Raw genomic sequence first — 16,077 nt, forward strand, 5'->3', positions numbered from 1 at the left:
CGCCAAAACCTAAGCTTCTTCCATTACTTTTAAGTTGGAGAAGCTTCATGGATATCGCGTATATCGCCCTGGCCGCCGCCTTATGGGGTGTGATGGTTTTACTGGTCTGGGGTTTTCGCAAGCTTGAGAAGCCTGCCGGGGGCCGGCCATGATCAGCCTTGAAATTTTGTATGGCTTTGGCGCCATGGCGGCCACCGCGTTGCTGGCGTATCTGGTTTATGCGCTGATCTGCGCCGAGGAGTTTTGATGACTACTTCTGCCTGGGGCTTGTTGGCTCTTTTTCTCGGCATTTTGGGGGGTGGCCGCCTGGCCGCTGGGGATATGGGTTGCGCGTTTAAACACAGGCCGTTTGCCGGGCTGGATGCTTCGCGCCGAAGCGCCGCTGTACCGCCTGGCCGGCACCTCGGCCGACCAAACCATGAAGTGGTCGCACTACGCGCTGGCGCTGCTGATCTTCAACCTCTTGGGTGTGCTGGTGGTTTACGCCTTGCAACGCCTGCAGGTTTGGCTACCGCTCAACCCGGCCGGCATGGGGGAGGTCTCGCCTGACTCTGCCTTCAACACGGCGATCAGTTTTGTGACCAATACCAACTGGCAGGGTTATGGCGGTGAGTCCACCATGAGCTACCTCACGCAGATGCTGGCGCTGGCGGTGCAGAACTTCCTGTCGGCGGCCACCGGGATTGCCGTGGTGTTTGCCTTGTTCCGCGGCTTCGCAGCGCGTTCCACCGGCGCGATCGGCAACTTCTGGGTCGACATCACCCGCATCACGGCCTGGCTGCTGCTGCCGTTGTCGCTGGTGCTGGCGATTGTTCTGGTCGGCCAGGGCGTGATCCAGAATTTTGACGCCTACAAGGACGTGACCACCCTGGAAACGACCAGCTACCAGCAGCCGAAAAAAGGCGCGGATGGCGAGGTGCTGAAGGATGCCAAGGGCGCACCGGTCCTGGAAGACCTGAAAGCCGACAAGCAGACCCTGGCCATGGGTCCGGTGGCTTCGCAGGAAGCCATCAAGATGCTGGGTACCAACGGCGGCGGTTTCTTTAACGCCAACTCGGCCCATCCCTATGAAAATCCGACCGCGCTGAGCAACCTGCTGCAGATGCTTGCGATTTTTATCATTCCTGCGGCTTTGTGTTTTGCCTTTGGCCGGGTGGTGGGTGACCAGCGACAGGGCTGGGCGGTGCTGGCAGCGATGACGGCGATGTTTGTGATCGCCGTGGTGGCCATCACGCCGGCCGAGCAGGCGGGCAACCCGCTGCTGACGCCGCTGGGCGTGGACCAGAACATCAGCACCCTGCAAGCGGGCGGCAACATGGAAGGCAAGGAAACCCGTTTCGGCATCAATGCTTCCACCTTGTTTGCGGTGGTAACGACGGCGGCTTCCTGCGGTGCGGTCAACTCCATGCACGACTCCTACACCCCGCTGGGTGGCATGGTGCCCATGGTCATGATGCAACTCGGTGAGGTGGTGTTTGGCGGTGTGGGTACCGGTCTGTACGGCATGCTGGTGTTTGCCATCCTGGCGGTGTTTATTGCCGGCTTGATGATAGGCCGCACGCCGGAGTACCTGGGCAAGAAGATCGAGTCGCATGAGATGAAGCTGACCTCGATCGCCATCCTGGTGACGCCTATTCTGGTGCTGGCAGGCACGGCCCTCGCCGTCATGTCGGGTGCCGGCAAGGCCGGGATTGCCAATCCTGGTGCGCACGGGTTCTCGGAAATTTTGTACGCGCTGACCTCGGCGGCCAACAACAACGGCAGTGCGTTTGCCGGTCTCTCGGCCAACACGCCGTTTTACAACATCTTGCTGGGGCTGGCGATGTGGCTGGGCCGTTTCGGTGTGATCGTGCCGGTGCTGGCGATAGCCGGTGCGCTGGCCAGCAAAAAACGTTTGTCGGTCACGGCCGGCACCATGCCTACCCATGGTCCCCTGTTTGTGACGCTGCTGATTGGCACCGTGTTGCTGGTCGGTCTGCTGAATTACGTGCCGGCATTGGCACTGGGACCGGTGATTGAGCACCTGATGCTCTGGCCTGCCCAATAACTGCAAGGCAAAGAAGTAACTGATATGAGTACCCAAAAAACATTTGTATTGCTGGACCCGGCGCTTCTCAAGCCGGCCATCGTGGCATCCTTTGCCAAGCTGAACCCGCGTGTGCAGTGGCGCAACCCGGTGATGTTTGTTGTTTATGTCGGCAGCATCCTGACGACCTTGCTGGGGCTGCAGGCCCTGCAGGGCCAGGGTGAAGCGCCGGCCGGTTTTATCCTGGCCGTGGCCTTGTGGCTGTGGTTCACCGTGTTGTTCGCCAACTTTGCCGAAGCGCTGGCCGAAGGCCGCAGCAAAGCCCAGGCGGCCTCGCTGCGCAGCCTGAAAAAAAGCACCTGGGCCAAGAAGTATCAAGTCGGCGCCGGCAAGGCTTTCCATGGCAGCGCCTGGTTGCCCGATCAGGCTGAAAACCTGCGCAAAGGCGATGTGGTGCTGGTCGAGGCCGGCGACATGATTCCGCTGGACGGCGAAGTCATCGAAGGTGTGGCCACGGTGGACGAGAGCGCCATCACCGGCGAATCGGCGCCTGTGGTGCGCGAGTCCGGCGGCGACTTCTCTGCCGTCACGGGCGGCACCCGCGTGTTGTCCGACTGGCTGGTGCTGCGTATCGTGGTCAACCCCGGCGAGTCCTTCCTGGACCGCATGATCAGCATGGTCGAAGGTGCCAAACGTGCCAAAACACCGAATGAAATCGCCTTGACGATTTTGCTGGTGGCGCTGACCATCGTGTTCCTGGTGGTGACGGTCACATTGCTGCCGTTTTCGATGTTCAGCGTTGACGCAGCTGGCGCAGGCAAGGTGGTCAGCATCACCGCGCTGATCGCCCTGCTGGTTTGCCTGATTCCGACCACCATAGGCGGGCTGCTGTCAGCCGTCGGTGTGGCCGGCATGAGCCGCATGATGCAGGCCAATGTGATTGCCACCTCCGGCCGTGCGGTGGAAGCCGCCGGTGACGTGGACGTGCTGCTGCTGGACAAAACCGGCACCATCACCCACGGCAATCGTCAGGCCACCAGCTTCTTGCCCGCGCCTGGCGTGTCGGAAACAAAACTCGCCACCTGCGCCATGCAGGCCTCGGTGGCCGATGAAACGCCGGAAGGTCGCAGCATTGCCACGCTGGCGCAAAAGCTCAATGCCGCCCAGCCCCTGGTGGGCGAGGCACACCCCGTGCCCTTCACGGCCCAAACCCGCATGAGCGGTGTCGATGTCCAGAAAACGGACGGCAGCATGCGCCACCTGCGCAAGGGCGCTGTGGACGCGATTCGCAAACATGTGGAGGCTTATGGCGGCAGCATGCCCGCGGAAGTCACGCGTGCTGCCGACGAGGTGGCACGCCGCGGCAGCACGCCGCTGGCCGTGGCAGATGGCAGCACCGTGCTCGGCATCGTGGAACTGAAAGACATCGTCAAGTCCGGCATCAAGGAGCGTTTTGGCGAGCTGCGTCGCATGGGTATCAAGACGGTGATGATCACCGGGGACAACAAACTCACAGCCGCGGCGATCGCCGCCGAGGCCGGTGTGGACGACTTCCTGGCCGAAGCCACGCCCGAAGACAAACTCAAGCTGATTCGCCAGTACCAGCTAGAGGGCCGGCTGGTGGCCATGATGGGTGACGGCACCAACGACGCGCCGGCGCTGGCCCAGGCCGACGTGGCGGTGGCCATGAACAGCGGCACCCAGGCGGCCAAGGAAGCCGCCAACATGGTGGATCTGGATTCCAATCCGACCAAGCTGCTGGAGGTGGTGGAGACCGGCAAGGCGCTGCTGATGACACGTGGCTCGCTGACCACGTTTTCGATTGCCAACGACGTCGCCAAATATTTCGCCATCATTCCGGCGATTTTTGTGACCACCTATCCCCAGCTGTCAGCGCTGAACGTGATGCAGTTGGGCAGCCCGAACTCCGCCATCTTGTCGGCGGTGATTTTTAACGCGCTGATCATCGTGGTTTTGATTCCGCTGGCGCTCAAGGGTGTCAAGTACCGCGCTGTGGGGGCTGCCGCGCTGCTGCGCCGCAACCTGCTTATCTATGGCCTGGGCGGTCTGATCGTGCCATTTATCGGCATCAAGGCGATCGACATGTTGCTCGTGGCCATGAACCTCATTTAAGGAAAAAATCATGAACTCCCATACCCACACGCGTTCCTTGCCGTCCAAGGAGGTGCAAGTCCCCGTTGAGGCGGCCCGGCCGATGGCGATGAAAAACATTCTTCGTCCCGCTCTGGTGTTGTTCGGCGCCTTGACCCTGATCACAGGCGTGGTCTATCCGCTGGTGGTCACCGGTGCGGCCCAGGCCTTGTTTCCCGACCAAGCCGCCGGCAGCCTGATCCTGCGCGAGGGCAAACCCGTCGGTTCCAGCCTGATCGGGCAAAACTTCAGCGATCCCAAACATTTCTGGGGCCGGCCATCGGCCACGGGTCCCATGTCTTACAACGCCTCGTCGTCCAGCGGCGCCAACCAGGGCCCGCTGAACCCGGCACTGGTGGAGGCCGTCAAAGGCCGCATCGCCGCGCTCAAGGAAGTCGACCCGGGCAACACGGCACCCGTGCCGGTGGACCTGGTCACGGCGTCGTCCAGCGGACTGGACCCGCACATCAGCCCGGCCGCAGTGGCCTACCAGGTGGCGCGTGTGGCCAAGGCTAGAAACGTGCCGGTCGGGAAGGTACAAGCCCTGGTCGAACAACAGACTGAAACCCCGTTGCTGGGCTTTTTCGGCGAAGCACGTGTGAATGTGCTCAAGCTCAATCTGGCCTTGGAGACGCTTTCCTAAAAGGACATCATGGCTTACGCCGCTTATCGCGAATCCTTCGGTGCAAGCCGTTTCAACCAGGCGCCAGAGGCGCGTGGGCGGCCTGAAAACTCATGGTGCTGGAACTCATCGTCCCCAGCAGTGAGGCTTTCCAGGCGCGACGTCTGCTGGCGGGCTGCCCTGACACTGGCGTTCTGCGCTGCGTGCCGCGGCCACAGGACGGCCTGGTGCGGCTGGAAATTCTTCTGCCCGAGAACCAGGTGTCAGAACTCATGCACATCCTCATGACGCGTATCCCCAGCGGCGAGATGGGCGCTCTGAACTCCTGGCGACGCCATTTGACCAACCATGGGCTGACCCATGGATTCTGAAAGCTTGCGCGACCTGGGGGCATGGATCGTTTGTGGGCTGACACTGTCCGTGCTTCGCTTCCTCGCATGGCAGGCGGGGCTGGCCAAAAAACAGCAGGTGCGCGAGCGCGTTGTTCCGCCTGCGCCCAAGTAGCCCGATCAGGCAGAACATGCGATGAAGGCCGGCTGATCGTGATTGTGGGTGAGGATGCGCCGTCGTTCACGGCGCGGGAGTTCCAGTGTTGCGGCTCGGCGAAGGATGTTCTGCCCAAGCTGCTGGAGCAGACCATACGCCACTACCTGGGCCACCTCAAGGTGATCAAACAGATCACAGCCGAACTCGGCTCCAAGATCACGGGATCGATGGACAAGCAGTATTTGCTGCAAATGCTGGTGCTGGGTGAAAGCCTGATTTATTACATCAACGCCATCGAGGCCAACAGCGGTGTGTTGGCCAGGCTGGAGGCCCATGCGCCCCGGTTGCAGCTCAGCCCCAGCCAGATAGCCACGCTGCACGACCTCACGGTCGACAACCAGCAGTGTGCCCGACAGGCGCGTATTTACAGCGATGTGGTGTCCGGCCTGATGGATGCGCGCGGCACCATCCTCAACAACAACGTCAGCGTTTTGCTGAAGAAGCTGACCCTGATCAGCATCATCTTCCTGCCGCTGAATCTGATCGCCAGCATAGGCGGCATGTCCGAGTTCAGCATGATGACCCAGGGCATCGACTGGCGCATCGCCTATTCGCTGTTCGGCATCGCCATGGTGCTGTTGGGCTGGGGCAGCTGGCACGGGCTGGTGCGTATTTTGGAAAAGCGGCAGCGCCGAAAGTAAGTGCGTAGACGTGACGGTTTTTACGCTTTTTTTTCACCGCGTCGCAGGCCTTTATCCCCGTTTTTACGGCGTATTTTTTATGCTTCATCTGTCGCGATGGCCGTTTCCGGCCGCAAGACCTTGGAGTCCATGATGAGCATTCTTTCCGCCCGGGTTTCTCCGGCCGCCGGTGTCATACACCGCGGCCTTGGCCAGGTATTTTTAGATCAGCCGACGGCCGCGAACCGCTTACCCGCCAAGCAGCGTTTTGAGCAGGTCGACATGCTGGTGGCCAGCAAGGACGTGCTGCAAGCCCGCAAGGCTTTGCTGGCCTGTCCGGACGCCGCCATTCTGCGCAGTGTGCCTATGCCTCGGGATAACCGTGTCAAGCTGGAAATCCGCTTTCCGGCAGGGCAGGTGGCGACTGTGATCGCGCGAATTCAGGCCTGTTTGCCTTGCGGCGAAATTGGCGGCGTGGTCGCCTGCGTCATCCCGTGCGTCAAGCCTCGTCGTGAACACGCCAAAGTCGTACACATCCATGGATTCTGAACTGCTGCGGCTGGTGTGCGCCTTGGCCGCTTTTGGCGTGCCGCTTGGTTTTGCCTGGTTCATCGTGTGGTGGCAAGGCAGACGCCAGACCCGCCGTGTTCGCCAAGCGCGCCGAACCCACGATTAAGTCACGGCCGTTTCTGGCCACAACTTGTTTTCCCCTGGTTGGCGTTCAAGCGCCAACGCTCCCCTTTTTTAACCAAGGAAATTGAATGATCCCGAAAAAACACCTGTTGTCCATTTCTGCAGGCCTGTTGTGCATCCTGGGCGCCGCACATGCGCAAACCAGCGGCGCCGCCGCTGCCGACCAGCCGGCATCGCCGCACACACTGACCGGCAATATCGCCGCAGTGTCCGACTATCGCTTTCGCGGCATCTCGCAAAGCTACCGGCATCCGGCCATCCAGGGTGGTTTTGATTACACCCATGCCAGCGGCTTTTATCTGGGCAACTGGAATTCCAGCGTCTCGTCCAATTCCTACAACAATGGCGCGGGCCTGGAGCTTGATCTTTATGGCGGTTATCGCTTTCCCTTGACCCAGAACCTGAGTGGCGATGTGGGCGTGCTGCATTACATGTACCCCGGCGCCAAACTGAACAGCGCACCGGCGACGCCGACCGGCAACAAGTACGACAACACCGAGATTTATGTCGGCCTGACACAGGGCGCTTTCAACGCCAAACTATCGTATGCCGTCACCGACTATTTCGGCTTGAACAGCACCACCGCCGGTTACGCCTACTTCAACGCCTTGTCCGCACGTGGCAACTCCAAGGGCACGACTTATCTGGATCTGAATTACAGCTTCGACCTGGGCAAGCAGGTTACCTTGGGCCTACATGCCGGCCATACCAGTGTTCGCCGCTACAGCGAGCTGTCCTACACCGACTACAAAGTGTCCGTGGCCAAGGAGTTCGCCGGCGTGACGCTGAACCTGGCCGTGGTCGGCGCCGATGCTGACAACAAGTATTACCAGGCGACGAATTCGGCCGGCGCGAACCCGAAAAAGCTGGCGAAAACTGCCTTGGTGATTTCGGCCAGCAAAACGTTCTAAAACAAACACCCCGGCGCAGGCCGGGGTGTTACGCTTTCGGGCCATGCATTTGACATCAACGATCTCCCCTCATGGCGCTTAGCCCAGACGCCAGACCCGACCCGGACCAGCTCCTGGAGCAGCTCAGGGGCGAGGCCGAGCGCGCGCGCCGCGGCAAGCTGCGCATTTATTTTGGTGCCAGTGCCGGTGTGGGCAAAACCTATGCCATGTTGAGTGCGGCCCAGCGCGAAAGCCGGGCCGGCCGCGACGTCCTGGTGGGTGTGATTGAAACCCATGGGCGCAGCGAAACCGCTGAATTGCTGGTGGGGCTGGAGCAACTGCCGCTGCGCCAAGTGGCTTACCGCGGCCGCAGCCTGCAGGAGTTTGACCTGGACGCGGCGCTCGCGCGCAAGCCTGAGGTGTTGCTGGTCGATGAACTGGCGCACAGCAATGTCGACGGCTCGCGCCATCCCAAACGCTGGCAGGACGTGCAGGAGTTGCTGGAAGCTGGCATTGATGTCTGGTCGGCAATCAACGTCCAGCATCTCGAAAGCCTGAACGGCACGGTGGGCGCCATCACCGGCATCCGTGTCCATGAGACGGTGCCGGACACGGTGCTGGATGCCGCCGATGAAATCATCTTGGTCGACGTGACGCCCGATGAGTTGATGGGGCGGCTCAAAGCCGGCAAGGTCTACCTGCCGCAGCAGGCGGAACGCGCGGCGCAAAACTTTTTTCGCAAGGGCAACCTGATTGCCTTGCGTGAGATCGCCTTGCGGCGCACGGCCGAACATGTCGAAGACGACGTGCGCAGCTACCGCGTGGAAAAATCCATCGCGCCGGTGTGGAACACCGAGGGCGCCATCCTGGCCTGCATAGGCCCGCGCGAAGGCGCCGAGCAGACCGTGCGCACCGCGGCGCGGCTGGCCGGCCAGCTCAATGTGCGCTGGTATGCGGCTTATGTGGAGACGCCGCGCCTGCAACGCCGCGGCGTGGCACCGCGCGATCGGGTGCTGGCGGTGATCAAGCTGGCGGAAGAGCTGGGCGCTGAGACCGCCGTGCTGGCCGGCAGCGATGCGGCGGACGAACTGGTGGCGCAAGCGCAATTGCTCAACTGCGCCATCCTGGTGGTCGGGCGGCCACAGCTGTCGGGCTGGTCCGTATTCTGGAGTCAGCGCAGCATGACGCGTCGGCTGGCCACGTTGGCGCCCACGCTGGACATCGTCGAAGTGGGGCATGCCGAGAGCGCCCGGCGCTTGGTGCGCAGTACCGCGCGCAGCGAGGACGACGTCGATGCCACGGCCTGGCAGGGCCGCCTGCCGCCCTACGCCTGGGCCGCGGCCAGCAGTGCGGCCATCACCTTGCTGGCCTTGCCGCTGCTGGGCTTTTTTGACCTGGCCAACATTGTCATGCTGTTTTTGCTGGGCACGGTGGGCGTCGCGCTGAAGTTCGGCCGCGGCCCGGCGGCGCTGGCGGCTTTCCTCAATGTGGCCACGTTCGACTACTTTTTTGTCGAACCGCGCATGTCGTTTGCCGTGACCGACGTGCAGTACCTGGTGACCTTTGCCGTCATGCTGGTGGTGGGGTTGCTGACCGGGCAATTGACAGCTGGCCTGCGTTTCCAGGCGCGGATTTCGGCGAGTCGCGAACGTCGTGCACAGTCGCTGTTTGAACTTACCCGTGACCTGTCGGCCGCACTGCTGGGCTCGCAAGTGGCCGAACTCGGTGAGGCGGCGGTGCGGCGCAATTTTGGCGGCCAGGCGCTGGTGCTGGCGACCGATGCGTATGACCAGCTGGTGCTGCTTGACAAAAACGTGCCTGTGGATTTTGACCCCAGCGTCGCCGACTGGGCGTTTCGCAACACCCAGTCGGCGGGCCTGGCCACGTCCACCCTGTCGGCCCAGTCCTGGCATTACATTCCGCTGAAAGCGCCTATGCGGGTACGCGGTGTGTTGGCGCTCAAACCGGCGCAGGCGCGCTGGTTGCTGGTCCCCGAACACATGCAGCAACTCGATACGCTGGCGCGGCAAATCGCCATCGCGCTGGAGCGTGTGCATTACGTGGACATTGCCCAGCAGGCCGTGGTGCAGATGGAGTCGGAGCGGCTGCGCAACACCTTGCTGGCGGCGATTTCGCATGATGTGCGGACACCGCTGACGGCGCTGATCGGCCTGGCCGAGTCGTTGCAACGTTTGTTGCCCACGGGCCCGCAGGCCGAGATGGCTCAGGCCATGACGCAGCAGGCGCGCCAGCTCAGCGCCCTGGTGACCAATTTGCTGGACATGGCGCGTTTGCAAAATGGCGGCGTGAACCTGCGCAGCGAGTGGCAGTCGGTCGAGGAGGTAGTGGGTTCGGCGATCCGTGCCGCGCAACATGCGCTGGGCGGCCTGGCCGTACACACCGATGTGCCGCCGGATCTGCCGCTGGTGGAGTTTGACGCCGTGCTGATGGAGCGGGTGCTGGTGAACCTGCTGGAAAACGCCGCCAAATATGGCGCGCCGCCTATAGCGGTCACGGCCCGCGTCACCTCGGACAGCCTGGTGCTCAGCGTGCGCGATCAGGGGACTGGGCTGCCGCTTGCGCTGCGCGGCCGCGAAGCCGAGTTGTTCGACAAATTCACACGCGGCCAGGCCGAGTCCGCCACTCCTGGCGTCGGCCTGGGGCTGGCCATTTGCAAAGCCGTGGTCGACGCGCACCGCGGCCGGATTGTGGCTGGCAATACCAACGGCGGAGGCGCAGAATTCGTTCTGACCCTGCCGCGTCGCGCGCCGCCTGCACCGGCCCTTGACGATTTGTAAGTCCTGCCACTTTGGCTGGGGCGTCCGCGCTGAGCGGTGTTATGCAGGCCCTAAACTCTGACCATGTCTCATCCAGTTGTTATCGTCATCGAAGATGAGCCGCAAATCCGCCGCTTTGTACGCAGCGCGCTCGAGGCCGAGGGCTGGCAAGTGCATGAAGCCGACACCGCGCAGCGCGGCTTGACCGAAGCCGGCACACGCAAGCCGGATCTGCTGGTGCTGGACCTCGGGCTGCCCGACGGTGACGGCCTGGACTTGATCCGCGATGTGCGCGGCTGGTCGGGTGTGCCCATCATTGTGTTGTCGGCACGTGCCGACGAAGCCGACAAAATCGCCGCACTCGATGCCGGCGCCGACGATTACCTGACCAAACCCTTTGGCGTCGGCGAACTGCTGGCCCGGGTGCGCGCCAACCTGCGCCGGCCGCGGGCCGCCGCCACCGACGGCAGCCAGACGGAAGAGGCCGACCCGGTGTTCCGGTTCGGCGAGGTCGAGGTGGACCGGCAGGCCAGGCTGGTACGCCGCAAGGGCGCGGAAGTGCATCTCACGCCCACCGAGTACCGCCTGCTGACCGTGTTGATGGCGAATGCCGGCCGCGTGCTCACGCACCGCCAGTTGCTGCGCGAGGTGTGGGGCCCGTCACACGCCGAGCAAAGCCACTACCTGCGCATATACATGGGACACTTGCGGCAGAAGCTGGAGGCCGATCCGGCCCAGCCGCAGCACCTGCTGACGGAAACGGCCGTGGGTTACCGCCTGTTGCCCATCTGACCGTTTTTATATGCCAAAAAAGGCTCTAGCCCAATATCAACGGGCGCAAGCAGCTATAAAATAGATAGTGAATTTATGTCCGACCTACCACCTGGCAAAGCGCCCAAACCTCTCTCTCCCGCCGCACCCACCGCCACGCGTATACGCGCGGCCGACCCCAAGGCCCCGCCATCGACAGGCGCGACCATTCGCCTGAACAAACGCATGGCCGAACTCGGCCTGTGTTCGCGCCGCGAAGCCGACGACTGGATCGCGCGGGGCTGGGTCCGTGTCAACGGCGCACCAGCGGTGATGGGCCAGCCGGTGGCGGCCAATGCGCGTATCGAGGTGGCGCGCGAAGCCGAACAGCAGCAGCGCCAGCAGGTCACGATTCTGATCAACAAACCCGTGGGTTACGTCAGCGGTCAGGCCGAAGACGGCCATGAGCCGGCGGTGGTGCTGGTACAGCCGCAAAACCGCTGGAGCGAGTGCAACAGCCGCATGCGCTGGGGCCATGAGCAATTACGCGGCCTGGCGCCGGCCGGCCGGCTGGACATCGACTCGATTGGTTTGCTGGTGTTGACCCAGGACGGGCGTGTCGCGCGCCAGCTGATCGGCGAAGACTCGGAAATCGAAAAAGAATATCTGGTACGCGTCAGCTACGGCCCGGAGACTGTGAATGTGCAAGCGGCTTTCCCGCGCGAAAAGCTGGCGTTGCTCTGCCACGGCTTGAGCCTGGACGGCCAGGCCTTGCGGCCGGCCCAGGTCAGCTGGCAAAACCCCGAACAGCTGCGTTTTGTGCTCAAAGAAGGCAAAAAACGCCAAATTCGTCGCATGTGTGAACAAGTTGGCCTGTTTGTCACCGGCCTCAAACGTGTGCGTATCGGCCATGTCAACCTGGGTCATCTGCCGGTGGGCCAGTGGCGCTACCTCGCGCCGCACGAACGGTTTTAAGGCCGAACGCCTGCGGGTTTTAGCCCGTTTTCCACCATGGGGCCACTTTTGGCCCCTTTTTTTCGCCTGTTCTCAGCCATTTTCTGCGGCTGGGGGATGTTTGGCCGGCTGGCAGCGGCCCACAAGGAATGACATGCCGGTTTTTGTGCGGTAAATCACAAGTCTGGCGGGGCATTTGTAACAACAAGTGTTAAACATGGTAGAAACCCTTAAAATTAAGTCTTTCAACCTATCCCTTGAGTCCAGCATGAACACACAAGTAAAAAATAGAAACACGCCCTTGCTCCGGTCCGGCCTGGTGGCTTTGGCCGTTTTGGGCGCTTTCGGCGCGGCTCAGGCGGCGGGGACGGACTTTACGACCTTCAAGGTCAAGCTGGTCATCACCGAGTCCTGCACCATCAGCACCACGGCTCCTACCGACGTTGACTTCGGCTCCCAGGGCCGGGTAACGACGGCCGTCGCTTTTGATGCGGCAGGCGCCCTGAACGTCAATTGTTCCGCCGGCACGCCTTACACCATTGGCCTGAATGGTGGCGTGAATTCCCTGGGAACCGCCAACGCACCTGTGGCTGGCAACCGCCGCATGAAGCTGGGTGCAAGCACCACTTACGTTCCTTACGAGCTGTACCAGAATGCTGGTCGCACCACGTTCTGGGGCAATACGATTGGCACCAGCACCGTCGCCGGCACCGGCACCGGCGCTTCGGTAGCCCTGCCCGTGTTTGGCCGTGTGACCTCGGTCAACTCCGCCGCTGGCAGTTACGAAGACACCATCACCGCGACCGTTACTTACTGATTGATGTCGTGAGCGATTTCTGCCAAGGCGCCCGGCCGGGCGGGCCGGCGCCTTGGCGTCGGGTCAGCTGGTTAGGCCTCTTTCTCCTGTTGGGGCTGAGCCTCCTGCTGGGCCAGGCTGCGTCTGCCGCCAGCCTGCAGGTCGCGCCTATCTCTCTGGAGTTTTCTCCGAAGGAGCAGGCCCAGAGTATCTGGCTGAGCAACACCGGCACGGCACCCGTGCGCGCGCAGGAGCGCGTGCAGCAGTGGACACAGACGGCAGAGGGCGACCAGCTCGCGCCCACACGCGAACTGGTCGCCAGCCCGCCGGTGGTGGAGATTGCCCCCGGCGACAGGCAGATGATTCGTATCATCCGCCTGCAGGGCGGGGTGCCGGCGCGCGAGGAAAGTTATCGCCTGATCGTGGACGAGTTGCCTTCCGCCGGCGTGGCCGGCCCAAGTGGTGCGGCGCCGGCCGGCCTGCAGTTTTTGCTGCGTTATTCGGTCCCGGTGTTTGTCTCGCCGGTGGAGCCGCTACCGGTCACCGGCAAACCCAGCGATATCTCGGCCTTGTCGGCCAGCTTGCAAAGCGGCCCGCCGGCCCCCGTGTTGACCATCGTCAACCATGGCACGCAGCGGGTCAAGATCAGCCAGTTGGTCCATGTCGACAAGCAGGGCCGGCGTACGACCCTGGTGCCCGGCTTGCTCGGCTATGTGCTGGCCGGCCAGCGCATGCAGTGGCCGCTGACCCTGCCGGCAGCGCAGGCCTTGCCGGTCGACGGTACCTTCAAAGCAAAATTTAATGCCGACCTGGAAGAGCAAGTCTTGCCGCTGGTCAATTCTCGCCTCTAGTCTCGCAGCCACCTTCGGGTGGGGCGCCGTTGGTGCCCAGCCCGTTTCCGGCGCGGCGCTTCCTCCGGTCGCCGAGCTGGCGCTGGAGGACGCCGAGGCGCAGGAGCTTTACCTGGATGTGACGCTGAACGGCGTGGCCCTGGGCCGCCTCGCGCGTTTTGTGCGCCAGCGCGGGGCATTGTCCGCCAGCGCTGCCACCCTGCGCGAGTTGGGCCTGAAGTGGCCAGGCAGCGACCAGGCCAGCGGCCTGGTGGCCCTGAGCCAGCTGCCCGGGCTGGAGGTGGTCTACGATGCCGCGCACCAGGGGCTGGTGCTGACCGCGCCGCTGGATTTGCTGGACCGGCCGGTGACCCGGATCGGCCCGGTGCAGGAGTCGCGTGCCCTGGTGGACCCGGCCAGCCGGGTGCCCGGCCTGGTGCTGAACTACGACCTCTACGCCCAGCAGGGCGGTGGCCAGCAGGTGCTCAGCGGTTTTAGCGAAACCCGTTTGTTTGGTATCGGTCCCGGGGTCTGGAGCAACACCCTGATCAGCCGCCGCACCAGCACGCAGGGCGGCCCGTCCAGCAGCGACGTGGTGCGGCTGGACACCTCCTGGCAGCAGGAATTTCCGGACCAGATGTTGTCGCTGACCGTGGGTGACCTGACCAGCGGCGCCTTGTCCTGGTCGCGCGCCACACGCCTGGGCGGCGTGCGCCTGTCGCGCAAGTTTGCGCTGCAGCCCTACCGCATCACCACGCCGCTGGCTTCGTTCCAGGGCGCGGCCGTGTTGCCCTCGACGGTGGACCTGTTTGTCAACGGCTTGAAACAGTCCAGCCAGCAGGTCCAGCCCGGCCAGTTCCAGCTCAACGGCGTGCCCTCGCTGGGCGGCAGCGGCCAGGCGCAAATGGTGATCACCGACATCAACGGCCAGCGCCGGGAAGTGAGTTTTGACCTGTACGGCGCGCCGCAGCTGCTGGCGGCCGGCCTGAGCGACTGGTCGGTGGAGTTGGGCAGCGTGCGGCGCGACTATGGCCTGAAGTCCTTTGCCTATGGTGATGCGATGGCCAGCGGCAGTGCGCGTTACGGCTGGAGCGCTCGCACCACCTTGGAAGCCCATGCCGAGGCCGGGCCGGGCGCTTGGCAGGCCGGCGTGGGCGGGCTCTGGCTGCTGGGCCAACAGGCCGGTGTTGTCAATGCCTCCCTGGCCTTGAGCCAGAACAACAAGGACGGGATGGATCAACAAGGTGCGCAGTGGGGCCTGGGCTACCAGTGGAACTCGCGCCGCCTGACGGCCGCCTTGAGCACCTTGCGCCGCGATGTCGGTTTTCGCGATGTCGCCAGCCAGCCCAACGAGTTGCTGGCGCGCGGCAGCGACTCGGCCTACCTGGGGCTGAACGGTTTGGTCGGCGGCGCGCAACTGGGGCTCAGCTTCATCCGCCAGCAATATTTCAATTCGCCGCCCGTGCGTTATGCGGGCCTGAGCTGGTCGTACCAGATGCCCGGCAACGCCATGCTCAGTTTCAACGTCAACCGCAATCTGGACAACCCGGCCGGCTCCAGCGTCTACCTGTCATGGTCCATGCCGCTGGAGCGCCGCGTCTCCGTTGCGGCGACGGCCCGCTCCAGCGGCAACACGCAAAATCTGGTGTTTGACGCTTCGCGTTCGCCGCCGGGTGACCAGGGCGGCTGGGGCTGGCGCGTGCAGGCCGGCGCGGGGGACAACAGCAGCGCGCAGGCGCAGGTCAGCCAGCTGGGGCGTTACGGGCAATGGAGTGCCGGTCTGAGCCAGTTCGGCGGGCAAGGCGGTGCTTCCTCGGCCCAGACCGTGTTTGGCAGTGCCAGCGGCGGCCTGGTGTTGGTGCAGGGACAGCCCTACGCCTCGCGCCGCGTGGACGACGCGTTTGCGCTGGTCTCCACCAATGGCGTGGCCGGGGTGCCGGTGCGCCTGGAGAACCGCCTGGTCGGCGAGACCGATGCCCGTGGGCTGTTGTTTGTGACCCAGCTCAACGCCTACCAGCACAACCGCATCAGCATAGACACCTTGCGGCTGCCGGTGGACATGCGTATAGACCGTTCCGCGCTGGAGGCCGTGCCCGACAGCCGCAGCGGCATGCTGGCGACATTTGCCATGCGCCGCATCCTGGCCGTGGAGCTGAGTTTGCGTGATGCCCAGGGCCAGTGGTTGCCCGCGGGCAGCCCGGTCTGGCTGGAGGCGCCCACTGCGTCTGCGAACCCGAGCGCAGCCCGCGCGCCCAGCACGACGGTTGTGGGTTACGACGGGCTGGTGTACCTGGAAGACCCCGCACCGGGCGCCAGCCTGCGTGTGCAACTGCCCGACGGGTCCTGCCGTGCGGTCTTGCCGCTGTCGCCCCAGGCCAGCGGGCTGGTGGACCTTGGCGTGCTAAGGTGCCAATGACGTCGG

The 16,077-nt window shown here is 63.4% G+C and carries 15 protein-coding genes and 1 pseudogene; all 16 read left to right on the plus strand.

What is annotated here, in order from left to right:
- Positions 1–148 precede the first annotated feature (148 nt).
- The 16 genes and pseudogenes from ACHMXK_RS02485 (at position 149) to ACHMXK_RS02560 (ending at position 16,071) form a co-directional block, all read left to right on the plus strand.
- On the plus strand, positions 149–247 hold the full coding sequence (locus ACHMXK_RS02485; protein WP_397437386.1) for a potassium-transporting ATPase subunit F: 99 nt from the start codon (positions 149–151) through the stop codon (positions 245–247).
- Positions 247–2,047, plus strand: a pseudogene (kdpA, locus tag ACHMXK_RS02490) (potassium-transporting ATPase subunit KdpA). The gene ACHMXK_RS02485 and the pseudogene kdpA overlap by 1 nt, the downstream one beginning before the upstream one ends.
- 24 nt (positions 2,048–2,071) lie before the next feature.
- Positions 2,072–4,159 carry a potassium-transporting ATPase subunit KdpB gene (kdpB, locus tag ACHMXK_RS02495; RefSeq protein ID WP_397437388.1) on the plus strand — a complete coding sequence of 696 codons (2,088 nt, stop codon included), beginning with the start codon at positions 2,072–2,074 and terminating at the stop codon, positions 4,157–4,159.
- An 88-nt stretch (positions 4,160–4,247) separates the two neighbouring features.
- Positions 4,248–4,820: a potassium-transporting ATPase subunit KdpC gene (gene kdpC / locus ACHMXK_RS02500; RefSeq protein ID WP_397442420.1), complete on the plus strand. Its 573-nt coding sequence runs from the start codon at positions 4,248–4,250 to the stop codon at positions 4,818–4,820.
- Between the two features lie 92 nt (positions 4,821–4,912).
- Positions 4,913–5,170, plus strand: a complete 258-nt coding sequence (locus ACHMXK_RS02505; RefSeq protein WP_397437390.1) for a hypothetical protein — start codon at positions 4,913–4,915, stop codon at positions 5,168–5,170.
- On the plus strand, positions 5,160–5,303 hold the full coding sequence (locus ACHMXK_RS02510; RefSeq protein WP_397437392.1) for a hypothetical protein: 144 nt from the start codon (positions 5,160–5,162) through the stop codon (positions 5,301–5,303). Before ACHMXK_RS02505 ends, ACHMXK_RS02510 begins: the two co-directional genes overlap by 11 nt.
- Before the next feature lie 38 nt (positions 5,304–5,341).
- Positions 5,342–5,986: a CorA family divalent cation transporter gene (locus tag ACHMXK_RS02515; protein ID WP_397437394.1), complete on the plus strand. Its 645-nt coding sequence runs from the start codon at positions 5,342–5,344 to the stop codon at positions 5,984–5,986.
- A 96-nt stretch (positions 5,987–6,082) separates the two neighbouring features.
- Entirely contained in the window at positions 6,083–6,514 is a 432-nt protein-coding gene (locus ACHMXK_RS02520; RefSeq protein ID WP_397437396.1) for a hypothetical protein, read from the plus strand.
- On the plus strand, positions 6,504–6,641 hold the full coding sequence (locus ACHMXK_RS02525; RefSeq protein ID WP_397437398.1) for a hypothetical protein: 138 nt from the start codon (positions 6,504–6,506) through the stop codon (positions 6,639–6,641). Before ACHMXK_RS02520 ends, ACHMXK_RS02525 begins: the two co-directional genes overlap by 11 nt.
- Before the next feature lie 85 nt (positions 6,642–6,726).
- On the plus strand, positions 6,727–7,569 hold the full coding sequence (locus ACHMXK_RS02530) for a TorF family putative porin (protein WP_397437400.1): 843 nt from the start codon (positions 6,727–6,729) through the stop codon (positions 7,567–7,569).
- A gap of 71 nt (positions 7,570–7,640) precedes the next feature.
- A complete protein-coding gene (locus tag ACHMXK_RS02535; protein ID WP_397437402.1) occupies positions 7,641–10,346 on the plus strand; it encodes a DUF4118 domain-containing protein in 2,706 nt (901 codons plus the stop codon).
- Positions 10,347–10,409: 63 nt separating this feature from the next.
- The gene (gene kdpE, locus ACHMXK_RS02540; RefSeq protein ID WP_397437403.1) at positions 10,410–11,117 is read left to right on the plus strand and encodes a two-component system response regulator KdpE; all 708 of its coding nucleotides are present in this window, start codon (positions 10,410–10,412) and stop codon (positions 11,115–11,117) included.
- 75 nt (positions 11,118–11,192) lie between these two features.
- Entirely contained in the window at positions 11,193–12,050 is an 858-nt protein-coding gene (locus ACHMXK_RS02545) for a pseudouridine synthase (RefSeq protein ID WP_397437405.1), read from the plus strand.
- Between the two features lie 247 nt (positions 12,051–12,297).
- On the plus strand, positions 12,298–12,846 hold the full coding sequence (locus ACHMXK_RS02550; protein WP_397437407.1) for a spore coat U domain-containing protein: 549 nt from the start codon (positions 12,298–12,300) through the stop codon (positions 12,844–12,846).
- A gap of 89 nt (positions 12,847–12,935) precedes the next feature.
- On the plus strand, positions 12,936–13,676 hold the full coding sequence (locus ACHMXK_RS02555; RefSeq protein WP_397437409.1) for a molecular chaperone: 741 nt from the start codon (positions 12,936–12,938) through the stop codon (positions 13,674–13,676).
- Positions 13,627–16,071: a fimbria/pilus outer membrane usher protein gene (locus ACHMXK_RS02560; RefSeq protein ID WP_397437412.1), complete on the plus strand. Its 2,445-nt coding sequence runs from the start codon at positions 13,627–13,629 to the stop codon at positions 16,069–16,071. Before ACHMXK_RS02555 ends, ACHMXK_RS02560 begins: the two co-directional genes overlap by 50 nt.
- The last annotated feature ends 6 nt before the right edge of the window (positions 16,072–16,077 follow it).

Origin of the sequence: Polaromonas sp. UC242_47 (assembly GCF_044452385.1) — a bacterium.
Taxonomy (GTDB): Bacteria; Pseudomonadota; Gammaproteobacteria; order Burkholderiales; family Burkholderiaceae_C; genus Polaromonas.